Origin of the sequence: Pseudonocardia kunmingensis, from assembly GCF_006716445.1 — a bacterium.
Taxonomy (GTDB): Bacteria; Actinomycetota; Actinomycetes; order Mycobacteriales; family Pseudonocardiaceae; genus Pseudonocardia; species Pseudonocardia kunmingensis.
The window spans coordinates 1,780,802-1,802,233 of the sequence record NZ_VFPA01000001.1 but is presented as its reverse complement, the minus strand read 5'-3'; the positions used below and the strand labels follow the sequence as shown (position 1 = coordinate 1,802,233).

At 74.2% G+C, this 21,432-nt stretch carries 16 protein-coding genes and 1 pseudogene; 6 read left to right on the top strand and 11 right to left on the bottom strand.

Translation table 11 applies throughout. The features are described from left to right. Positions 1-60: 60 nt before the first annotated feature. A complete protein-coding gene (locus tag FB558_RS08510; RefSeq protein WP_142049995.1) occupies positions 61-396 on the top strand; it encodes a hypothetical protein in 336 nt (111 codons plus the stop codon). Positions 397-407: 11 nt separating this feature from the next. On the opposite strand, the gene FB558_RS08505 is transcribed toward FB558_RS08510, so the two are convergent. After that, positions 408-935 (bottom strand): MarR family winged helix-turn-helix transcriptional regulator, encoded by a 528-nt coding sequence (locus FB558_RS08505; RefSeq protein WP_142049992.1) that lies wholly within the window; start codon positions 933-935, stop codon positions 408-410. Between the two features lie 93 nt (positions 936-1,028). Between FB558_RS08505 and FB558_RS08500 the strand changes: the two genes are divergently transcribed. Continuing rightward, complete coding sequence (locus FB558_RS08500) at positions 1,029-1,331, top strand: MTH1187 family thiamine-binding protein (protein ID WP_142049989.1); 303 nt, start codon at positions 1,029-1,031, stop codon at positions 1,329-1,331. A gap of 61 nt (positions 1,332-1,392) precedes the next feature. Here FB558_RS08500 and FB558_RS08495 read toward each other — a convergent pair whose 3' ends face one another. Then, positions 1,393-1,686, bottom strand: a complete 294-nt coding sequence (locus FB558_RS08495) for a hypothetical protein (protein ID WP_142049986.1) — start codon at positions 1,684-1,686, stop codon at positions 1,393-1,395. A gap of 315 nt (positions 1,687-2,001) precedes the next feature. Between FB558_RS08495 and FB558_RS08490 the strand changes: the two genes are divergently transcribed. Continuing rightward, entirely contained in the window at positions 2,002-2,925 is a 924-nt protein-coding gene (locus FB558_RS08490; protein ID WP_142053893.1) for a tetratricopeptide repeat protein, read from the top strand. 64 nt (positions 2,926-2,989) lie between these two features. On the opposite strand, the gene add is transcribed toward FB558_RS08490, so the two are convergent. Beyond that, complete coding sequence (add, locus tag FB558_RS08485) at positions 2,990-4,027, bottom strand: adenosine deaminase (RefSeq protein ID WP_246106323.1); 1,038 nt, start codon at positions 4,025-4,027, stop codon at positions 2,990-2,992. Between the two features lie 164 nt (positions 4,028-4,191). Further along, on the bottom strand, positions 4,192-5,565 hold the full coding sequence (locus FB558_RS08480) for a neutral zinc metallopeptidase (protein WP_170231238.1): 1,374 nt from the start codon (positions 5,563-5,565) through the stop codon (positions 4,192-4,194). Between the two features lie 79 nt (positions 5,566-5,644). Between FB558_RS08480 and FB558_RS08475 the strand changes: the two genes are divergently transcribed. Then, positions 5,645-6,859: a glycosyltransferase family 87 protein gene (locus FB558_RS08475; RefSeq protein ID WP_170231237.1), complete on the top strand. Its 1,215-nt coding sequence runs from the start codon at positions 5,645-5,647 to the stop codon at positions 6,857-6,859. 846 nt (positions 6,860-7,705) lie between these two features. Here the strand turns inward: FB558_RS08475 and glgB are convergent. After that, positions 7,706-9,913, bottom strand: a pseudogene (gene glgB / locus FB558_RS08470) (1,4-alpha-glucan branching protein GlgB); the annotation flags it as partial. A gap of 230 nt (positions 9,914-10,143) precedes the next feature. Between glgB and FB558_RS08465 the strand changes: the two are divergent. Beyond that, entirely contained in the window at positions 10,144-10,698 is a 555-nt protein-coding gene (locus FB558_RS08465; RefSeq protein WP_142049976.1) for a hypothetical protein, read from the top strand. Between the two features lie 13 nt (positions 10,699-10,711). Here FB558_RS08465 and FB558_RS08460 read toward each other — a convergent pair whose 3' ends face one another. Then, positions 10,712-11,404, bottom strand: coding sequence for a FadR/GntR family transcriptional regulator (locus FB558_RS08460; protein WP_246106322.1), 693 nt, complete (start codon positions 11,402-11,404; stop codon positions 10,712-10,714). A 166-nt stretch (positions 11,405-11,570) separates the two neighbouring features. On the opposite strand from FB558_RS08460, the gene FB558_RS08455 reads away from it, so the two are divergent. Beyond that, the gene (locus tag FB558_RS08455; RefSeq protein ID WP_170231236.1) at positions 11,571-13,352 is read left to right on the top strand and encodes a 2-isopropylmalate synthase; all 1,782 of its coding nucleotides are present in this window, start codon (positions 11,571-11,573) and stop codon (positions 13,350-13,352) included. A 28-nt stretch (positions 13,353-13,380) separates the two neighbouring features. Here FB558_RS08455 and FB558_RS08450 read toward each other — a convergent pair whose 3' ends face one another. The 5 genes from FB558_RS08450 to fes all read right to left on the bottom strand — a co-directional run bounded on the left by FB558_RS08450 (position 13,381) and on the right by fes (position 21,404). Beyond that, entirely contained in the window at positions 13,381-14,397 is a 1,017-nt protein-coding gene (locus FB558_RS08450) for a sigma-70 family RNA polymerase sigma factor (RefSeq protein WP_246106321.1), read from the bottom strand. Positions 14,398-14,510: 113 nt separating this feature from the next. After that, positions 14,511-15,914: a maltokinase N-terminal cap-like domain-containing protein gene (locus FB558_RS08445; protein ID WP_142049967.1), complete on the bottom strand. Its 1,404-nt coding sequence runs from the start codon at positions 15,912-15,914 to the stop codon at positions 14,511-14,513. After that, positions 15,911-17,662, bottom strand: coding sequence for a maltose alpha-D-glucosyltransferase (gene treS, locus FB558_RS08440; protein ID WP_142049964.1), 1,752 nt, complete (start codon positions 17,660-17,662; stop codon positions 15,911-15,913). The genes FB558_RS08445 and treS overlap by 4 nt, the downstream gene beginning before the upstream one ends. Before the next feature lie 277 nt (positions 17,663-17,939). Next, positions 17,940-19,925 (bottom strand): alpha-1,4-glucan--maltose-1-phosphate maltosyltransferase, encoded by a 1,986-nt coding sequence (locus tag FB558_RS08435; RefSeq protein ID WP_142049960.1) that lies wholly within the window; start codon positions 19,923-19,925, stop codon positions 17,940-17,942. A 156-nt stretch (positions 19,926-20,081) separates the two neighbouring features. After that, positions 20,082-21,404 (bottom strand): enterochelin esterase, encoded by a 1,323-nt coding sequence (gene fes, locus FB558_RS08430; RefSeq protein ID WP_142049957.1) that lies wholly within the window; start codon positions 21,402-21,404, stop codon positions 20,082-20,084. Positions 21,405-21,432: the final 28 nt, after the last annotated feature.

Sequence of the window (21,432 nt, the reverse complement as noted above, 5' to 3'; positions counted from 1 at the left end):
GTGTTGCGGCAACAGGGCGGTAACAGCGGTTCGGTGACAACAGCGGAGGGGGTGGCACCGGTGGATCTCACGGGGTGCCCGCTGGGTGCGCTCGCCGGTTCGGCGGGTGGCGTGGTGGCCGGCTATCACGCAGGGCGGCGGCGCGAGCGCGCCTCGGCGCGCCGGGGAACCGGCCTGGGGAGCCGGGGCGCCGGGAGCGGGCCGGGCGGGCGGCGGAGGCGCGGCAGGCGGGCGGCGGGGCGCTCCACGGGCGGGCGCACGATGCGCTCGTGGCCGGGCGGCGCGGGGCACTCGGGGCCGGGTGGCACATCCGGCGAGGTGCCCAGCGAGGTGCCCGGCGAGGTGCCCGGCGACGGGGCCGGCGGGGGAAGCGGCGCGGAGGAGGCGGGGCCGTGATCGCTCGGCGGTCAGGCGCGGCGCTGGTCGGTGCGCTCCTCGAAGTCGCCTGCCGCCCGCCGCACGCGCCCGAGCAGGACGGTCAGCTGCGTCTCCTCCTCCGGGGTGAGGCCGCTGAGGCCGAAGTCGATCGCGGTCACCGACTTGGTGGCGTCCTCCAGGAGGGCGGAGCCGGCCTCGGTGATCTCCACGAGCGTGGCCCGCCGGTCGGTGGGGTGCGGCGCGCGGCGCACGAGACCGTCCGCCTGGAGGCGGTCCACGATGTTGGTCACGCTGGTGGGGTGCAGCTGCAGCCGTTCGCCCATCACGCGCATCGGCAGCCGACCGGTCCGGGCGAAGGTCAGCAGCACCAGCGCCTCGTAGCGCGCGAAGGTCAGCCCGTGCGGGCGCAGGGCCCCGTCCACGGCGGAGAGGAGGATCTGCTGCACGCGCATCACGCTGGTCACCGCGGCCATGGTGCGTGCCGGACCGATGCGCTCGTCCCACAGTTCGGCGGCGCGCAGGATCGGATCGAACGGCAGTGGCTCCCGGCTGGCCATGGGTGGCGACGTTAGCAGTGCTGCTGTCACGTGACCCGGACCAGTGCGTCCTCCGGGTCGCGCCCGGGGGTCGGGCTGGGGCAGGGTGGCGGCATGCTCTTCGCCTTCAGCATCGCGCCGGCGGGCACCGCCGGCGACAGCGTGAGCGGCGCCGTCGCCGACGCCGTCCGGGTCGTCCGCGAGTCGGGTCTGCCCAACGAGACCACCTCGATGTTCACCACCATCGAGGCCGAGACGTGGGACGAGGGGATGGCCGTCGTCAAGCGAGCGGTGGAGGCCGTCCAGGCGCACGCGCCGCGGGTCAGCCTGGTGCTCAAGGCCGACATCCGGCCCGGCTACAGCGGACAGCTGACGTCCAAGGTGGAGCGGGTGGAGGCGGCTCTCGAGGACGGCTGACCCGGCTGACGCGGAACGGGCCGCGCGATCGGTGATCGTGCGGCCCGTCCGGTGACGCGGATCAGCCCAGCGAGACGTTCAGCGTGTAGAAGAAGACGCCGACCAGGATCGCGGCACCGCCCAGCGCCATCGCGATCTTCGCCTGCTTGGCGGTCACCGGGCGGCGGACGGCCGCGACGCCGAGGCCGATGGCCACGGCGCCGACGATCCACCCGAGGATCGAGATCGGGCTGACGAGCAGGGCGATCACACCCACGATCAGAGCCGCCTTGCCCAGCGCAGGGCTCTCGCTCTTGGCGGTCTTCTTGCGGGCGTCCTCGAGCAGGCGGTCGGCGACGGTGTTCTCCGAGCTCATGCGGGTTCCTTCGAGTGAGGGATGCCGCGAGGTGCGGCCGAGCAGATGTCTACGCAGAGCGACCATCCGGTCACTCACACATGCTCAACGAGCGGCCGGGACGTCTGGTGCTCCACCGGTCCGGTGATCGATTGCGCAGGGCGACGGGTGGATCGCGCACGGTGAGTGCTCGTGGGCCGGGATCCCGGGGTCGGGGCAACCCGATCGGCTGATCTTCGCCGGGTGCGCACGGGTCGGGCCGCCGGTGGCAGGATGAACGGCGTGTCTCGACCCGATCCTCGTCAGGCCGCGCAGACGGCCGCTCTGTCGCGCGCGATGGCAGGCGCGGTGGACCTCTCCGCGCTGAAGGCCCGTTCCGATGCGGCCGCCCGCCAGCAGGCCGCGCCGCAGACCGACGGCGGCGGCGCCGGTGGAGGTGGCAACCGGTTCGTCGTCGACGTCACCGAGCAGAGTTTCCAGGCGGACGTCCTCGAACGGTCGCTGCAGGTCCCGGTCGTCGTCGACCTCTGGGCGGAGTGGTGCGGCCCGTGCAAGCAGCTCTCGCCGGTGCTGGAACGGCTCGCCGAGGCCGGCAACGGGGCGTGGATCCTCGCCAAGGTCGACATCGACGCCAACCCGCGCATCGCGCAGGCGTTCGGCGTGCAGTCGATCCCGATGGTGGTGGCCGTCGTCGGCGGCCAGCCGGTGGACGCGTTCAACGGCGCGCTGCCCGAGCCCCAGGTCCGGCAGTGGATCAGCGCCCTGCTCGACGCGCTGCGTGAGCGGATGCCGGCCATCGCCGAGGCCGAGGCGGGCGCCACGGCCGACGCGGAGCCTGCCGAGGAGCCCGAGGACCCGCGCTTCACCGCGGCCGAGGACGCACTCGAACGCGGCGACTACCCCGCTGCCGAGGCCGCCTACCAGCAGATCCTCGCCGCCGAGCCGGCCAACGAGCAGGCCGCCGCGGCGCTGGCGCAGGTGCGGTTCCTGGCGCGGGCGGAGGCCGCCGACCCGTCGGCGATCGGGCGCGCCGACGCCGCGCCCGACGACGTCGACGCGCAGCTGGCCGCCGCCGACGCCGAGGTCGCGGCCGACGGCGTGGAGGCGGCGTTCGACCGACTGGTGAAGGCGGTGGCACGCACCTCGGGTGAGGACCGCGACCGCGTGCGCGAGCACCTCGTGGGCCTGTTCGAGCTGTTCCCGGCCGACGACCCGCGCGTCAGCTCGGCCCGGCGCGCGCTGGCCCGCGCCCTCTTCTGAGCCGCCTGATCGACAGACCGGGACGTGAGCGGCATCCGCGCAGCTCACGTCCCGGGTCTGCTGATCAGCCCGCGTGCGTGACGGCTGCCGCCTCGACCTGGTCGATCTCGGTGAGGATGCGCTCGCGCAGGTCCGGCGCGCAGAACGCGGCTCGCGCCCCGTCCCGCGCGATCTCGGCCAGCTCGGGCACGGTCATCCCGAACACGTCGTGGCACAGCTGGTACTCGGCGTTCAGGTCGGTGTGGAACATCCCCGGGTCGTCGGTGGCCAGCGTCACCGGCACGCCCGCCGCGCGCAGCACCGGGAGCGGGTGCTCCTCGATCGCCGTGACGGCGCCCGTACGCAGGTTCGACGTGGGGGAGACCTCGAGCGGGACGCGGTGCTCGGCGAGGTGGTCCAGCAGCCGCGGGTCGGCGGCGGCGCCGATCCCGTGCCCGATCCGCTCGGCGCGCAGCGCGGTGACCGCGGCCCACACCTCGTCGGGCCCCACGGTCTCGCCCGCGTGCGGGACGCTGTGCAGCCCCGCGGCGCGAGCGCGGTCGAACGCCGGCGCGAAGTCGGCGCGCCGCACGCCCACCTCCGGTCCGCCCAGCCCGATGCCGACGGTGCCCTCCGGGCGGTACCCGAGTGCGAAGTCGACGGTCTCCTCTGCGCCCTCGGGCCCGAGCGTCGCGTCGGCGTCGAAGATCCAGCCCAGCTCCACGCCGTGCCGTTCCCGGGCGAGTGCGCGGCCGTCGGTGAGCGCTGCGGCGAGCTCGGGATAGGCGATCCCGGCCATGCGGTTGCGGACCGCCGTGACCTGCACCTCGGCGTAGCGGACGGTGCGTGCGGCCAGTTCGCCCGCGAGCCCGTCGAGCAGGGTGACGACGTCCGCAGCCGTCGTGACCAGCAGGTTCACCCGGTGGTAGACGTTCAGGAAGTGCGGGAAGTCGGTGAACGCGTAGAACCGGCGCAGCGCCTCACGCTCGGTGGGCACACCGCCGTCGGGGTGGTGGTGGGCCAGGGCGAGCACGGTGTCGAGCGACGCGGAGCCGACCAGGTGCAGGTGCAGCTCGACCTTGGGCAGCGCGGCGACGAACGCCGCCACGGGGGACGGGGACACGGGGAGTACCTCTCGGACGACGGGGCAGGACCGGAGCGCGGGCGCTCACCAGTCGGCGTCGCCCCGGTCGTAGCACTGCCCGTACAGCGGACGCCGCAGCAGCGCCGCCGTCCGAAGATCCACGGGATCCACCCTCCCCGGGACGGGGGACGGGTGTCAAGCGGTCACCCCTGCGGCAGGCACGACCCGGCGCCGTCGAGCAGGCCGGTGCGGAAGCGCGCGATGCGCTCGAACCCGTGCTCGGCCGGGTTCGAGGCGCCGGCGGCGTCGCGCGCGACCCAGTCGGCGAGCAGCAGCACCTGCACGGCCTCGTCGAGGTCACCCGGCGAGAGCCGGAACCCGTCGGGCGCGTCCAGCAACCGGCCGGTGTAGGCACCCGCGAGGCAGGTGGCGCCCGCCCCCGCCGGCCGCCCGACGGGCGCCGCGCCGACGGCGTCGAGCAGGGCCACCCCGTACCGCCCGGCGACGAGCGCGGCAGCGGCGAAGTCACCGATGTCGCCGTGCACGTCCTCGAGCGCGGCGAGGTCGACGGCCACGTCGCCGTCGTCGGGGCAGTACGCGGCAGGCCCCTGCGCCGTCAACCGCTCGGGCGGGCACGCGCCGCCCGCGCTCAAGCGCGGCGCGTCGCGCCCCGGTGCCAGCCCGGTGAACCACCTGCCCGCGTCGTCCTCGACGAAGGCCAGCAGCTCCCGCAGCGGCAGGTTGCCGCCCCGCGCCAGGTCGGCCTCCGACCCGAACCGGCGCTGGGTGAACACCCGGTTGTCGACGGTCATGTCCGCGCACCGCGCGGCACCGTCGCGGTAGCCGTCCTGGAAGGCCGAGACGCGGTCGAACGCGTTGCCGTGCGCGCTGCGGTCCCCGGGCGCGACGCCGATGGGGTCCCGGAACCCGACGAGCGCTCGCATCGCCTCGTCGCGTTCGGCGGGACCCATCGGCAGCCCGGCGACCGGCTCGTCGAGCAGGTGGGCGATCGCGACACCCGCGTAGCAGTCGGCCATGGCCTCGAGCAGGATCGTGGGGTAGCGCTGCGGGTTGCGCTGCTGCGCCTCGTCGACGCCCAGCCGGCTCTGCACCGCGTGCCCCACCTCGTGGGCGAGCACCACGACCACGCCTGCCGGCCCGAACCGGTCGTGCAGCAGCGGCATGAGCCCGTCGGCGTCCCAGGCGACGGCGTCTGCGGCCGGGCAGTAGAACGCCTGGTCGGCGAGGTCGGCGGCGCGGTTGATGCAGGGGGGTGGGGTGGCGCGCGGGTCGTCGGTGGCGACGGCGGCGAACGTGGTGATGTCGGGCCACTCGCGGCCGAACGCGGCGGGGAACTCCTGCCGCCAGAACTCCTGCAGCGCTGCGGTGGTGGCCATGGCGACCGCGCTCGCCGACCCGGCCGGTGGCGCCGCCGCGATCGCGGCCGTGGCAGGCAGTGTGGCGGGCCGTGCGTCGCCGGGCACCACCCGGCTGCAGGCGCCGGTGAGCAGCGCCGGGACCGCCGCGACGGCGAGCGCGACCGCGACGGCGACCCAGCGGGGCAACGGTGGCGTCACGCGGCCCATCATCGCGTGCCCGCCCGCTGCGGGGGAGCGGTTCGGACGAACACGGACGGGCCGGATAGCGTCAGGAACCGTGTCCGTGCAGAACCAGAGGCGAAGCGACGGGGTGGACGACCCCGGCCGGGCGCCCGCGGTGCGCGCGGCCGTCCTGCGCCGGGCCGCGTCCTGGCTGGTGGTGCTGGCGTCGCTGGGCGCCGCCGTGGCGCTGCACGTGCGCCACCCCGACGCGCTCGTGACGCTGCTGCCGGGCGCGGACATGCGCGACCTGCACGTCGACTTCGACACGTTCTGGCACTCCGCGGTGGCCCTGGTCGGGGGCGCGGACATCTACGAGACCCCGGCGAAGCTCACGAACCTCAACCCGCCGCTGCTCACGCTGCTGCTCGTGCCGTTCGCCGGGGTCGACGCGCTCACCGGGTACCGCGTGTTCACCGTGTTCACGCTGCTCGTGGTGGTGGTCGCCGTGCTCGCGGTGGCCCGCGAGCTGCGGCTGACGCGCCCGGTCACGGCGCTGGCCGTGCTCGCCGTGCTGGCCTCGTCGCCGCTGCACGGCACGCTCGTGCTCGGTCAGATCTACCCGCTGCTGCTCGCGGGACTGGTCGCAGGGTGGATCGCGGAGCGGCGGGGGCGCCCGGTGCTCGCCGCCGTGCTGTACGGGATCACGGTGGCGCTCAAGCCCTCGCTCGCGCCGCTGCTGCTCCTGCCCGCCGTCCAGCGGCGCTGGCGCCCGTTCCGGGCGGGCATCACCGGTGCCGCCGGCGCCACCCTGCTCGGCGTGCTCGCCGCCGGCCCGTCCAGCGCGTTCGCGTGGCTGCGCATCGCCGTCAGCGAGCCGGTGCCCGACACCGTCGACAACGCGTCGCTGCCCGGGCTCGCCGTCCGGTTCGGCGTGCCGTCGGTGCTCGGCGCCCTGCTCGGGGCGGCCGTGCTGGTCGGCACGCTGGTGTGGATGGGGCGGCACCGGGAGCGGATCGACCCGGCGGGCACCGCACCGTGGGCCGTGCTCGCCGCCGGGCTGCTGTTCTCCCCGATCGCCTGGCACAACTACCTGATGCTGCTGTGGCCCGGCGTGCTCGTGCTGGTCCCGCTCGGGCTGGGCGCGGTGGCCGCCGCGGCGCTCGCGGTGGCCGTCGTCCCGGTCTCGTGGAACGCGGAGTGGACCGGCGACAGCATCGCCGCCGACGTCGCGCGCTCGCTGTACTTCGTGGTCCTGCTGGCCCACTGGCTGGTCTTCATGGCGATGTCGACCCGCACCCTCGGGCGTGCGGCGGTCCCGGACAGGTCCTGAACCACCGCACGCCGAACGGGGCGGTCAGGCGCGGGGGCCCGGCTCCGGCGGCGCCTCCGCCGGGGCGTCGTCGCTGACGGGAGCGGCGGGCCCGTCGTCGAGCACGCTGTCCGTGCCCGCGGCGGGCGGGTCGGGCACCGCGTCCGTCGTGGCGAGGTCGCCTGCCGCGTCGACCGGGGGCTGCTCGGCCCCTGGTGCGGAGCCGCGCTCCCCGGACGCCGTGGGCAGGCCGGTCGCGGCGGCCGAGGGACCCGGCTCGTCCGCGTCCGCCGCCGGGCCGGTGGCCTCCGCGGGGGTCGCGATGGTCCAGCCGGCACCGGCAGGCTCCGCGGTGTCGGGTCGGTCCGCTGGCCGGGGCGTCACGGGGGCCGCATCCGTGGCCGCGCGGGCCGGATCGTCGCCGGTCCGGGCGCGCGGCGTGGGCCGCGGTGCGGGCGTGGTCCACGGGGTGCCCGCCGCGTCCGGCGCCGGGTCCTCGCCCGCCGGGGCGCTCCCGGTCGCGCCGCCCGTTGCGGACCTCGTCACGGGCGCGCTCGTCCCGGTGGTGGTGGCGGCGGGGCCGGCGACCGCCGCGGGCCGCGCGGGCGCGTCGGAGACCGGGACCTCGGCCGCGAGGTCGGGCTCGTCGCCGAGGTCCGCCGAGCCGGTGCTCGTCACGTCGGACGCGGGCGTGTCGGGGTGGCGCTCGGGCGCGTCGGACGCGGGGACCTCCGCGGCGAGGTCCGGCTCGTCCGCCACGGCGCCCACCGGTACAGCGGCGATGCCCCGGGACGGGGTCGCCGCCGCGGCCGCGGCGTTGGTCGTGGCGGCGGTGGCGGCGGTGGTGGCGCCCGCGTGGCGACGCACCGGCCCGGCCCCCGGCTCCGGCACCAGCCACAGGACCCCGGCGGGCGGCAGCTGCAGCACGGCCGACGCCGGCCGCCCGTGCCACATGACCTGCTCGGCCTCGACCGCGCCCAGGTTGCCGACCCCGGAGCCGCCGTAGATCTGCGCGTCGGTGTTGAGCACCTCGCGCCAGCGGCCGGCGAACGGCAGCCCGACCCGGTAGTCCTGCTTGGGGCTGCCGGAGAAGTTCGCGACGCAGGCCAGCACGGTCGGCCTGCCGTCGGCGTCGACGCCGTGCCGCAGGAAGCTCAGGACGTTGCCGGAGGCGTCGTTGGCGTCGATCCAGGAGAAGCCCTCGGGTGTCGAGTCCCTCGTCCACAGGGCGGGCGTGGCGCGGTAGGCGCGGTTCAGGTCGCCGACCAGGGTCTTGACGCCCGCGTGCAGGGGGTCCTCGAGCAGGTGCCAGTCGATCGAGCGCGACTCCGACCACTCCCGCTCCTGGCCGAACTCCCCGCCCTGGAACAGCAGCTGCTTGCCCGGGTGCGCCCACATGTACGCCAGCAGCGCGCGCAGGTTGGCCGACTTGTTCCAGGCGTCGCCCGGCATGCGCGCCCACAGCGAGCCCTTGCCGTGCACGACCTCGTCGTGGGAGAGCGGCAGCACGAAGTTCTCGCTGAACGCGTACATCAGGGAGAACGTCATCTGGTTGTGGTGGTAGCCCCGGTAGACGGGGTCGCGCCCTGCGTAGTCGAGCGTGTCGTGCATCCACCCCATGTTCCACTTGAAGCCGAAGCCCAGGCCGCCCAGGTGCGTCGGGCGGGTGACGCCCGGCCACGCGGTCGACTCCTCGGCGATCGTCACGACGCCGGGGTGGTTGCGGTAGACGGTGGCGTTCATCTCCTGCAGGAACGCCACCGCGTCGAGGTTCTCCCGGCCGCCGTGCACGTTGGGCAGCCACTGGCCCTCGGGGCGGGAGTAGTCGAGGTAGAGCATGCTGGCCACGGCGTCCACGCGCAGGCCGTCGACGTGGAACTGGTCCAGCCAGAACAGCGCGTTGGCGACGAGGAAGTTGCGCACCTCGCGACGGCCGAAGTCGAACACGAGCGTGCCCCAGTCGGGCTGCTCGCCGCGGCGCGGGTCGGCGTGCTCGTAGAGCGCGCTGCCGTCGAACTTCGCGAGCGCCCACTCGTCGCGGGGGAAGTGCCCCGGGACCCAGTCGATGATCACGCCGAAGCCGTGCTGGTGCAGGTGGTCGACGAACCAGCGGAAGTCGTCGGGCGTGCCGAAGCGCGCCGTGGGCGCGTAGAAGGAGGTGACCTGGTAGCCCCAGGACCCGCCGAACGGGTGCTCGGCCACCGGCAGCAGCTCGACGTGGGTGAACCCCATCTCGCCCAGGTAGGTCGCCATCTCGCGGGCGAGCTCCCGGTAGTCGAGCCCGGGGCGCCACGAGCCGAGGTGCACCTCGTAGACGCTCATCGGCTCGGCGTGCGCCTGCCGCAGCGCGCGGGCCTGCATCCACTCCTCGTCGCCCCAGGTGTGGCCGGAGGCGTCGACGATGGAGGCGGTGGCGGGCGGGATCTCGGTGCGGAAGGCCATCGGGTCGGCCTTGTCGCGCCAGCGGCCGTCGCGGCCCAGGATGCGGAACTTGTAGCGGGTGCCGGGCTCGATGCCGGGGACGAACAGCTCCCACACCCCGGAGCTGCCCAGGACGCGCATGGGGTGGGCCCAGCCGGACCAGCCGTCGAAGTCGCCCGTGACGCGCACGCCCTGCGCCGTCGGGGCCCACACCGCGAAGCTCGTGCCCGTGACGGAGCCTGCGGGCGTGTCGTAGCGGCGCACGTGCGCCCCCAGCACGTCCCACAGCCGCTCGTGGCGGCCCTCGCCGATGAGGTGCAGGTCGACCTCGCCGAGCGTGGGCAGCCAGCGGTACGGGTCGTCGACGATGTCGACGCGCTCGCCGTAGCGCACGGCGAGCCGGTAGTCCGCGGGCGGACCGGGGACCACCCCGGAGAACAGGCCGGAGTCGTGCACCCGCACCAGCGGCTGCCCCTCCCCGCCCTCGCGGACGACGTGCACCTCGTCGGCGTGCGGACGCAGGACGCGTACGACCGTGCCGTCCCGGTGCGGGTGTGCACCGAGGACCGAGTGCGGGTCGTGGTGCGCACCCCCGAGCAGCCGATCGATCGTCCGTGGGTCCGGCGGGCACGGGTCGACCCGCTCGCTGATCATCTGGGTCCCGTTTTCCTCGCGAGCCACCCGCGCACCTTATTGCGCTCCGGGAGGCGTCGCCGATCCTGGGCGCAACGATGTGATCACTGTGCGGCGCGAGAAGCGCGAAACGCCGATCAGGCCGATGGCCGCGCTCGCACACCGGTTCCGTCCTGGTACACCGATCGTGGTGCCGGCACACCGGTTGCAGTCGGTGTGTGAGCGCAGGACTCGGTGTGTGAGGGGGCTGGATGGGGCCGCGGCGGCGTCATCGGTGGTGGTGGCGGGCATCAGCCGGGCTCGGTGTGCTGCTCGTCGCCGTGGTGCTGGGGGTGGTCGCGGAGTTCTTCGGCGGCCTGCGCAGCGACCCGGCGTTCCTCGCCTGCCTCACCGACGCGTGCTACACGCGCATCGGCGGGGGCGGGGAGCGGGGCATCGCGGTGCTGAACCGCACCGTGATGCTGTCCCCGCGCGGGATCGACCCCGTGATCGCCGCGCACGAGCTGACGCACGTGGAGCTGCACGCCCGGCTCGGGACGGCGTCGGTGCCGCAGTGGTTCGACGAGGGGCTCGCGGTGCTCGTCTCGGACGACCCGCGCTACCTCCTCCCGGAGGGGCCGGGGGACCGTTGCCGGGTCGCACCGGCCGGACCGCTGCCGGAGTCGCTCGACGCCTGGTTGCGCGCGGCGGGATCCGACCCGCAGGTCTACGCGCAGGCCGGGTGCGCGGTGAGCCGGCTGCTGGCGGCGCACGACGTGCACGCGCTCGTGGCGCTGCTCGCGGCCGGCGAGGCGCTGCCGGGCTGATGCGGTCCGCGGCTCACCGCGGCGTGCCGGGGGACATCCGCCGGTGGATCCCGACGAGGTGGGCCCGGCTCACCGCCGCGGCGCGCTCGGGGTCGCGGTCCCGGATCGCGTCGACGATGTCGGTGTGCGCGTCGTGGTCGTGCCGCGAGCGCGCGGCCGGCCCGGCCAGACCCACCATGTCGATCATCGCCTGGCGCACCCGGGGCCGGAAGGAGTCGAACAGCTCGGCCAGCACCGGGTTGTGGGCCGCGGCGACCACGCTGCGGTGGAACTCGAGGTCGATGTCCACGTAGTCGACGTCCGGCGCGTCGCTCACCGCGTGCGCCCGCCGGGCCAGGACGTCCCGCATCGCCTCCAGGTCGTGCGGGGTGCGGCGCTCGGCCGCGCGGTGCGCGGACTCGGTCTCGACGGCGATCCGGCCCTCGAGGATGTCGACGATCTCGGCGCGCCGCAGCACGGTCTCCCAGTCCTCGACGGGCTCGGCGGCGATCACGAAGACCCCCGCGCCCTGGCGGGTCTGCAGCACCCCCTGACCGGCCAGCTCGCGGATCGCCTCGCGCACGGTGGAGCGCCCGACGCCGAGCTCCGCGGCCAGCGCCGCTTCGCCGGGCAGCCGGTGTCCCGGCGGCCACTCGCCGGAGGTGGTGCGGGACAGGATCACCTCGGCCGCCTGCCGGGCCAGGGGGAGCCGCTGCAGCTTCGCCACCCGAGGACCTCTCTGCTTGTCTGAGAACCTGAGGAGCGCTACGATAGCGCACGTGTCGTGGATCGCGCTGCTCCTTCGCCGCCACGGCGGGGCCTGAGGACCGGCACCCCGCCGTGGGGTGCCGATGCGCGCCGGTCCGCCGCGGACCGATCGAAGGACCCCCGTCATGACACGCTCGTTCCCCACGCTGTCCACACCCGCAGGCGCCGTGCCCGCCACGGCCCCCGCCTGGAACCGCCAGCGCCGCTCGCAGATGCCCTCGCACCGCTACCGCGACGTCTTCGCCCGGACGCCCGTGCCGGACATGCGCGATCGGAGCTGGCCGGACGCCCGGATCGCCGAGGCGCCGCTGTGGGTGCCGGTCGACCTGCGCGACGGCAACCAGGCGCTCGTCGAGCCGATGGACCCGGCACGGAAGCGGCGCTTCTTCGAGCTGATGGTCGCGATGGGCTACATGGAGATCGAGGTCGGCTACCCCTCGGCGTCCCGGACGGACTTCGACTTCGTGCGGCTGCTGGCCGCGGGCGGGGTCGTCCCCGAGGACGTCACGATCGTGGTGTTCACCCCGGCCCGCGCGGACCTCATCGCCCGCACCGTGGAGTCGATCGAGGGGTGTGCGGGGGAGGTGGTCGTGCACATGTACACCGCCACGGCCCCGACCTGGCGCGAGGTCGTGCTGGGCGTCGACCGCGACGCGCTGGCCGACATGGTCCTGGCCGGCGCCGCCGAGGTGCACCGCCTGGTCGGGGACGACCCGCGGGTGCGGTTCGAGTTCTCCCCCGAGGTGTTCAACCTGACCGAGCCCGACTACGTGCTCGACCTCTGCGACCGGGTCACCGCCCTCTGGGACGCCCGCCCCGAGCGGCCCGTGATCCTCAACCTGCCCGCCACGGTGGAGGTCGCCACCCCGAACGTCTACGCGGACCAGATCGAGCACGTGCACCGCGGCCTGGCCCGGCGCGACGGCGTGATCCTCTCCGTGCACCCGCACGACGACCGCGGCACCGGGGTGGCCTGCGCCGAGCTCGCCGTGCTGGCCGGCGCCCAGCGCGTCGAGGGGTGCCTGTTCGGCAACGGCGAGCGCACCGGCAACGTCGACCTCGTGACCCTGGCGCTGAACCTGCACGCCCAGGGCGTCGACCCGATGATCGACTTCTCGGACATCGACGAGATCCGCCGCACCGTCGAGCACTGCAACCGCATCGCGGTGCACGAGCGCCACCCCTACGTCGGCGACCTGGTCCACACCGCGTTCTCCGGGACCCACCAGGACGCGATCAGCAAGGGTTTCGCGCACCACCGCGCCGCTGCGGCCGCTGCCGGGGTGCCGGAGTCCGAGGCCCCGTGGGACGTGCCGTACCTGCCGATCGACCCCGCCGACGTCGGGCGGGACTACGACGCCGTGATCCGGGTGAACAGCCAGTCCGGCAAGGGCGGGATCGCGTACCTGCTGCGTGCCGGGTACGGCCTGGAACTGCCCCGGCCGCTGCAGATCGACTTCTCCCGGCACGTGCAGCACGCCACGGACGCCAGCGGCGCCGAGGCCACCGCCGCGCAGCTGTGGGAGCTGTTCACCGGCACCTACCTCGCCCCGGCCGAGCCGCTCGTGACGCTGCACGAGTGGCAGGCGGCGTCGACGGGCGACGGGCACGACGAGCTGGAGGTCGACCTGACGATCCGCGGCGAACGCGCGGTGCACCACGCCACCGGGGCCGGCCCGGTGGACGCCCTCACCCGGGTCCTGGGTGGTGCGGGCCTGCCGGTCGAGGTGCTGGGCCTGACCCAGCAGTCACTCGAGGGCGGCAGCGACGCGCGGGCGATCACCTACGTGGAGCACCGCTGCCCGGACCGCGTGGCCTGGGCGGCAGGCCTCGGCACCTCGGTGCTCGAGGCGAGCCTGGCGGCGGTGGTGGCCGCCGCGTGCCACCGGGCCGCGTCCGCGAGCTGAGCAACACCACCCGCGGAGCCGGCCGCCCTCACCGGCCCGGCTCCGCGGGCAGGCTCTGCGGCAGCCCGAAGCGCGGGAACAGCGACTCGTCGAGGAACGCCGTGACGGCGGCGATCCGGTCGCCGCGGATCGTGAGGACGTCGATCACGGCACCGCGGAAGCGCCCCGCGCCCTCGTCCCAGATGTAGCAGGCCACCGCCTGCTGCCCGTTGGCGCGCACCGGCAGGTGGCGCCAGCGCTCGCGCAGCGGCAGCCGGACGAGGAAGTCGGTGACGGCGGCGCGACCGTGGTACCAGCTCGGCCGCGGCGGCATCGACCAGCTGACGTCGGCCGTGAGCAGGGCGACGAGCGCGTCGGCGTCGCCGCGCTCGAGCGCATTGGAGTACTGCGCGACCACCTCCCGCAGCCGGACGTCGCCGAGCGTGCGCAACGTCTGCTGCTGGCTCTGCTCGGGCCGCAGCTCCTCGACGACCTTCCGCGCGCGTTGCAGGGCGCTGTTGACCGACGCGACGGTGGTGCCGAGGGTCTCGGCCACCTCGCGGGCCGAGTAGCCCAGCACCTCGAACAGCAGCAGCGCGGCGCGCTGGTTGCCCGGCAGGTGCTGGCACGCGGCGACGAACGCGAGCTCGACGCTCTCCCGCTGCTCGTAGCGGGCGTGCGGGGCCGCGCGCCCGTCGGCCAGGTCCTCGTCGGGGTAGGGGCCGAGCCAGGCGACGTCGGTGAGCGGCGGGTCGTCCACCACCGCGTGCTCCGCCGCCGGGCCGAGGTCGACCGGCAGCGCGCGCCTGCCCCGGCTGCCGATCGCGTCCAGGCAGGTGTTGGTGGCGATCCGGTAGAGCCAGGAGCGCACCGAGCTGCGGCCCTCGAAGCGGCCGATCCCGCGCCAGGCGCGCAGCAGCGCGTCCTGCAGGGCGTCCTCGGCGTCGTGCAGGGAACCGAGCATCCGGTAGCAGTGCGCGCGCAGCTCACCCTGCAGTGGCTCGACGAGCCGGTGGAACGCCGCGTCGTCGCCCTCGCGGGCCCGGGAGAGGTCTGCCGCCGTCACGCCGCCAGTGTGTCCCACGGCCCCGTCCATCGGCGGAGGCTCCCACCCGGACGAAGCTCTCGTCGGTACTTAGTGTCCCCCGCCGGAAGTGCCGTTCGTCATGCGGATCGCGTCTAGACGCCCGCGTCGGACTGCGCCTCGGCCGTCAGGCGCTCGATCGACGCCAGCGGGATCGCCGCCCATGCCGGCCGGCTGTGCGTCTCGTAGACCACCTCGTACACGGCCTTGTCCAGCTCGAAGCCGCGCAGCAGGGCCGCCTGGTCGCGCGGGTCCTTGCCCGCGCGGATCGTGTAGCCGTCGCAGAAGGCGGATCGGTTGCGCTCGGCCCACTCCCGGGCGCGCCAGGCGAGCTGGGAGTCGTGGTCGGAGTCGGTCCAGTCGCGCACGGGCTCCCACTGGGAGAGCTGGTGGAACGCGGCGTAGTCGAACGACCGCAGCATCCCCGCGACGTCGCGCAGCGCCGAGTCCGGCCGGACGCGCTCCGCGAGCGGCGCGGAGGGCTCACCCTCGAAGTCGATCACCAGCCAGCCGTGCGGGGTGCGCAGCGCCTGGCCGAGGTGCAGGTCGCCGTGGACACGCTGGACGGGCACGGTGCCGGGCAGCGCCGCGACGGCGTCGTAGACCGCCCGGATCCGGTCGGCGTGCCCCGCGAGCACCGGCACCTCGGCGGCTGCCGTCGCCAGGCGCTCGCGCCAGGCCGTGGCCAGCGCGCGCGGGTCGGCCTCGGCGGTGCCGAGGGCCTCGCGCAGCTCGGCGTGCACCACGCCGATGGTCTCGCCCAGCCGCGAGGCCTCGGCGGCGAAGTCACCGCCCACCTCGTCGGCGCGCAGGTCGCCCTCGGCCAGCAGGTCGCGGACGCTCGCCTGGGCCATCGCCCAGCCGTCGGCCGAGTTGGCCGCGAAGTCCTGCAGCATGCCCAGCGTGACCGGCTCGCCGTCCAGCGCGCCCTCGATCGCGCCCTGCAGGGCGGCCACCTCGTTGCTGCCCACCGAGCGCAGCGCCCGGTGCAGCTCCAGGTCGGGGTTGACGCCGGGGAGCACGCGGCGGAACAGCTTGAGGATCGACCGCTCGCCCCAGGACACCGACGTGTTGGACTGCTCGACGCCCAGCACCCGGCCCGGGCCGCTGTCGGCAAGGGCGGCGTCGGGCTCGGGCACGAACCGCACCGCGCCCGCGGTGAGCCCGGAACGGATGGCCTCCAGCAGCCACTCGGTGACGGCCGGATCCCACAGCCCGTCGTAGGCGAGGTGGTCGCCGACCTGGCCGATCACGCAGTGGTCCAGCTCGCCGCGCAGGTGCTCGCGGCGCGCGACGAGGAGCTGGTAGTGCTGCACGGACGAGTCGTCGGCGAACTCGACGGCGAGCAGCACCAGGTCGAGGAGCGGTTCCGCGTCCGTGCGCAGCGGCGTGGCCGAGGCGACGGTCACCGAGCGGACCGGCCTGCCCTTCGCCGCGAACCAGCGCTGCGTCGGCAGCCACTCGGGCAGCAGGGCGGGAAGCTCCTCGTCGAGATTCATCCAGACTCCTCCGGCGGGGTGATCGAGAACCAGTAGAAGCCGTGGCCGGGAAGGGTCAGCAGGTAGGGCAGCTCCCCGATCCGCGGGAACGGCACGCCACCGGTCAACTCGTGGGGGGCGCAACCCTGCCACGGAGAGAGGTCCAGTTCCACCGGTTGCGGGAACCGTGACATGTTGTTGACGCAGAGCACGACGTCGTCGCCGTCGGAGCGCATGTACGCGAGCACCGACGGGTTGGAGCCGCCGAGCTCGTGGTACTCGCCCAGGCCGAACGCGCGGTGGCGCTTGCGGACCTCGATCATGTGCCGCGTCCAGTGCAGCAGCGACGTGGACGAGTGCGACTGCGCCTCGACGTTCACCGCCTGGTAGCCGTAGACCGGGTCCATGATGATCGGCAGGTACAGGCGTCCGGGGTCGCAGGTGGAGAACCCGGCGTTGCGGTCGGGCGTCCACTGCATGGGGCTGCGGACGGCGTCGCGGTCGCCCTGCCAGATGTTGTCACCCATGCCGATCTCGTCACCGTAGTACAGAACGGGCGAACCGGGCAGGGACAGCAGCAGCGCCGTGAACAGCTCGAGCTGGTTGCGGTCGTTCTCCAGCAGCGGTGCCAGCCGGCGGCGGATGCCGATGTTGGCCTTCATCCGCGGGTCCTTGGCGTACTCCGCGTACATGTAGTCGCGCTCTTCGTCGGTGACCATCTCGAGCGTGAGCTCGTCGTGGTTGCGCAGGAAGATGCCCCACTGCGCGCCCGACGGGATCGCAGGCGTCTGGGCCAGGATCTCCGAGATCGGGAACCGGTTCTCCCGCCGCACCGCCATGAAGATGCGGGGCATCAGCGGGAAGTGGAACGCCATGTGGCACTCGTCGCCGCCCACCTCGGCGTCGCCGAAGTACTCCACGACGTCGCTCGGCCACTGGTTGGCCTCGGCGAGCATGACGCGGCCCGGGTACTCGACGTCCATCACCTTGCGGCAGCGCTTGAGGAAGTCGTGCGACTCGGTGAGGTTCTCGCAGTTGGTGCCCTCGCGCTCGAACAGGTACGGCACGGCGTCGAGGCGGAAGCCGTCGATACCCAGGTCGAGCCAGAACCGCAGGACGTCGATCATCGCGTCCTGCACGTCGGGGTTGTCGTAGTTCAGGTCGGGCTGGTGGGAGAAGAACCGGTGCCAGTAGAACTGCCCGCGCACCGGGTCGTAGGTCCAGTTCGACGTCTCGGTGTCGACGAAGATGATCCGGGCGTCGGCGTAGCGGGAGTCGTCGTCGGACCAGACGTAGAAGTCGCCGTACGGCCCCTCCGGGTTGCGCCGTGACTCCTCGAACCACGGGTGCTGGTCGGAGGTGTGGTTCATGACGAGGTCGGTGATCACGCGGATGCCGCGCTTGTGGGCCTCGTCGAGCAGCACCACGAAGTCGTCCACGGTGCCGAACTCGGGCAGCACCGCGCGGAAGTCGCGGATGTCGTAGCCGCCGTCGCGCAGCGGCGAGTCGTAGAACGGCGGGAGCCAGAGGCAGTCGACGCCGAGCCACTGGATGTAGTCCAGCTTCTCGGTGAGGCCCCTCAGGTCCCCGGTGCCGTCCCGGTTCGAGTCGGCGAACGCGCGGACCAGCACCTCGTAGAAGACGGCCCGCTTGTACCAGTCATGATCGACCTTCAGTGTGCGCGCATGCTCGAAATCCTCCGACGAGGACTCGACCAGCTGGTCGTCTTCGGTGTGCTGGGGCTCGGCGGCCGAGGCGTCGATCGACATGGGGGAATCGCGTTCCTACCGGGCGGGGACTGTGGGCGGAGGGGGCACCCGGCCAGTCTTACCGGGCGGATCGCCCGGACGCAGGACGTGGCACAGCGGCTGCGTGGGGAGCGTAGCTCCCGGGTCACCGAGCCCGGGAGGAGGGACCTCAGAGGAGTCGCGTACCGCCCCCGCGGAATCACTCAGAGTGAGCAGGATCAGTGCGGGTGCCCGGGGTTCCGCGCAGACGTGGGCACCGGCGCCGGAACCGCCGGCCGCCGGTGTCCATGACCGTCGATCACACCGCCTGCGGCGCCCGCTCCACCCGGAAGACGTGGGCGACGTGGACGGTCGGCTCCAGCCGGACGTAGTTGAACTGGCCCCACCGGTAGGTCTCGCCGCTGACCTCGTCGTGCACGGTGACGCTCTCGTTCCAGTCCACGCCGAGGGCGGGCATGTCGAGGGAGGTGGTGCCCTCCTGCGCGTGGTGCGAGTCGAGCGTGCACACCACCAGCACGGTGTCGCCGCTGAGCGGGTCGGTCTTGGAGTAGGCGATGATCGCGTCGTTGTCGACGTGGTGGAAGTGCAGGTCGCGCAGCTGCTGGAGCGCCGGGTGGGCGCGGCGGATCTCGTTGAGCCGGGTGAGGTAGGGCTCCAGCGAACGGCCCTCGTTGAGCGCAGTGGCGAAGTCGCGCGGGCGCAGCTCGTACTTCTCGGAGTCGAGGTACTCCTCGCTGCCCGGGCGCACCGGCTGCGACTCGTACAGCTCGAAGCCGGAGTACACCCCGTAGGTCGGGGCGAGGGTGGCGGCCAGCGTGGCCCGGATCGCGAACATCGCGGGCCCGCCGGTCTGCAGCGACTCGTGCAGGATGTCCGGGGTGTTGACGAAGTAGTTGGGCCGGCACTCGTCGGCGCGCTCGGCGTGCATCAGCGCGAAGTCGGTGAGCTCCGCCTTCGTGGTGCGCCACGTGAAGTACGTGTACGACTGCGTGAAGCCCAGCCGTGCCAGCCCGAACAGCCTGGCCGGGCGGGTGAAGGCCTCGGCCAGGAACAGCACGTCCGGGTAGCGCGCCTTGACCTGCCAGATCAGCCAGTGCCAGAAGTTCGGCGGCTTGGTGTGCGGGTTGTCCACGCGGAAGATCCGCACCCCGTGCTCCGCCCAGTGCAGCACCACCCGCAGCGACTCCTGGTAGATGCCGCCGGGGTCGTTGTCGAAGTTGACGGGGTAGATGTCCTGGTAGCGCTTCGGCGGGTTCTCCGCGTAGGCGATCGTGCCGTCGGGCCGCACCGTGAACCACTCGGGGTGCTCGGCCACCCAGGGGTGGTCGGGGGCGCACTGCAGCGCGAAGTCGAGCGCGACCTCCATGCCGAGGTCGTGCGTGCGCGCGACAAAGGCGTCGAAGTCCTCGAGGGTGCCCAGCTCCGGCTCGACCGCGTCGTGGCCGCCCTCGGCGGAGCCGATCGCCCACGGCGAGCCCACGTCGCCCGGCCCGGCGTTGACGTTGTTGTTGCGGCCCTTGCGGTGCACCGTGCCGATCGGGTGGATCGGCGGGAGGTAGACCACGTCGAAGCCCATCGCCGCCACGCGGTCGAGCTCCTTCGCCGCCGTGACGAACGTGCCGTGGATCGGGCGGCCCTGCTCGTCGCGCCCGCCGGTGGAGCGGGGGAAGAACTCGTACCAGGAGCCGAAGAGGGCGCGCTCGCGGTCGACGTGGACCTGCTGCGGCCGCCCGCGCGTGATCAGCTCCCGCACCGGGCGCTCGGTCATGATCTTCTCGACGGCCGGGAACAGCGCGGGCGCCACGCGCGCGTGCAGCGGAAGGGCGGTGTCGCGCAGCGTGTTGGCGGCGCCGAAGAGCAGGTCGCGGTGCGGGCGCTCGCCGGGTCGTCGGCCCACGCGCTGCAGCAGCCGGGCACCGACCTCGAGGTCGTTGGCCAGCTCGTCGGCACCCTGGCCCGCCGACAGCTTGACGGTGACGGCGTGGCGCCAGGTGGCCCACGGGTCGCTCCACGCGTCGACGCGGAAGGTCCACAGCCCCGGCTCGTCGGGCACCACGGTGGCGGCGAACCGGTCGGTGCCCTTGCCGACCGGCGACATGCGCACGTGGTGCGCCGCGCCGCGGCTGCCGATGCGGCGCCAGACGACGTTGGCGGCGACGGCGTCGTGGCCCTCGCGCCAGACCGTCGCGGTGATCGGGACCACTTCACCGACGACGGCCTTGCTCGGATGGCGACCACCGCTCACCGAGGGTGTGACGTCATCGATCCCGAGCCGACCGGTCATCGGCACACCCCCAGCTGGAAACCCGTCGCGGAAGTCACAAAACTACCTACCCACTCCCGGCACCGGCGGAACGGGGCGCGCGGGTTCACCCGATGGTCACCCGACCGACGCATCGCGTCACGGGACGCCGGTCGCAGGGCCCGGACCGGCCGGCCGTCACCGCCATCCGGCCGTCAGCGCCACCAGCCCGTCCACCAGCCCGCCGCGCCAGCAGGCCCGGTCGTGCCCGCCGGAGTACTCCCGGTAGGTCACGGCGTCGCCGCGGGCGCGCAGCGCGTCGCGCATCCGCCGGGTCGGACCGAGGAGCACCTCCTCGTCGGTGCCGACCTGCAGGTGGACGCCGCTGGTGCGGGAGCCGTGCGCGACGACGCCGGTGAGCCACTCCGGCTCCGCGCCCCCGGCGGGGTTCGGCCACCAGAACGAACCCGACTGGGCGAGGGCGCAGCCGAACCGCCGCGGCGCGACGAGGGTGGCGAACACGGCGGTCAGCCCGCCGAGGCTCTGGCCCGCGACGATCGTGCGCGCCGGGTCGGCGGTGATCGCCCCGGACGCCGCGACGAGCGCGGGCACGTCCGCGGCGAGGGCGGCGACGAAGTCGTCGTCGCAGCTCAGGTCGCGGGTGCGGGCGGCAGGACCGCCGGCGGCCACCCCGACGGTGCGCAGCGGCGGCAGGCGGTCCGCGGCCCGGAGCGCGTCGAGCGTGCGGGGGAGCCCGAGCTCCGCCCAGCCCCCGCCGTCGAGCACCACCAGCAGCGGCAGCGGGTCGGTCCGCGCGACGCCTGCCGGGTGGTGCACCCTGCAGGCGCGCCCGTCGGGCAGGGCTCCGTGCACGACGGCACCCGCGGGGACGTCGGCGGGCGGGTCGTTCCACGGCTGCGGGGGCGCGTCGGGGAGCGAGGCCACCGTGGTGGCGTCCGGAAGGCGCTCGCGCGCGTACGGGTCGGGACGCGCGTGGACGAGCGCGTCGAACCAGCGGTGCATGCAGGCGCGGTCGGCCGGGGTCGCGACGGCCAGCGCGCGCCCGCGGCGCAGCTCGACCAGCTCGGCGTCCGCGCCGGTGACGATCGGCGCGGCACCCGGGACGAGCGGCGCGAGGGCGTAGGAGCCGCGCCAGTCGTGGGGCAGGCGGTAGGTCAGGGCCCACACGTCGGTGCCGGGCAACCGTTCCATCCGGCACTTGTCGGCGCCGGCGGCGTCGGTGAGCTTGTTCGCGAGCACGAGGACGTCGGCCGGTTCGTCGCCGCGCCACAGGAAGGTGACCGCGCGGTGCCGGTCGTCGCCGGGGAGCCGGTCGACCAGCGGGGTGCCGGCCGCCGCGACCGCGGGCCAGAACCCGGCGCGCCCCGCCGTGGCGAGCAGCGCGCAGGAGGCGAGGGGGTCGAGCCGCTCCGGAGGGCGGGTACGGCGCTGCTGCGGCGGGACGGTCAGCGCCGCCGGACCGGTCGGCTTCGGTCGGGGCGACGTCACAGCGGCGGACATTGACATCAGGCTAGGCATGCCTAACCAT

What these genes read in the sequence shown, in the direction of transcription:
- FB558_RS08455 (WP_170231236.1), top strand. Translation starts at nt 11,571, where the DNA reads ATGACACGCTCGTTCCCCACGCTGTCCACACCCGCAGGCGCCGTGCCC.
- FB558_RS08435 (WP_142049960.1), bottom strand. Translation starts at nt 19,925, where the DNA reads ATGACCGGTCGGCTCGGGATCGATGACGTCACACCCTCGGTGAGCGGT.
- treS (WP_142049964.1), bottom strand. Translation starts at nt 17,662, where the DNA reads ATGTCGATCGACGCCTCGGCCGCCGAGCCCCAGCACACCGAAGACGAC.
- FB558_RS08490 (WP_142053893.1), top strand. Translation starts at nt 2,002, where the DNA reads ATGGCAGGCGCGGTGGACCTCTCCGCGCTGAAGGCCCGTTCCGATGCG.
- FB558_RS08505 (WP_142049992.1), bottom strand. Translation starts at nt 935, where the DNA reads ATGGCCAGCCGGGAGCCACTGCCGTTCGATCCGATCCTGCGCGCCGCC.
- FB558_RS08465 (WP_142049976.1), top strand. Translation starts at nt 10,144, where the DNA reads ATGGGGCCGCGGCGGCGTCATCGGTGGTGGTGGCGGGCATCAGCCGGG.
- FB558_RS08445 (WP_142049967.1), bottom strand. Translation starts at nt 15,914, where the DNA reads ATGAATCTCGACGAGGAGCTTCCCGCCCTGCTGCCCGAGTGGCTGCCG.
- fes (WP_142049957.1), bottom strand. Translation starts at nt 21,404, where the DNA reads ATGTCCGCCGCTGTGACGTCGCCCCGACCGAAGCCGACCGGTCCGGCG.
- FB558_RS08495 (WP_142049986.1), bottom strand. Translation starts at nt 1,686, where the DNA reads ATGAGCTCGGAGAACACCGTCGCCGACCGCCTGCTCGAGGACGCCCGC.
- FB558_RS08500 (WP_142049989.1), top strand. Translation starts at nt 1,029, where the DNA reads ATGCTCTTCGCCTTCAGCATCGCGCCGGCGGGCACCGCCGGCGACAGC.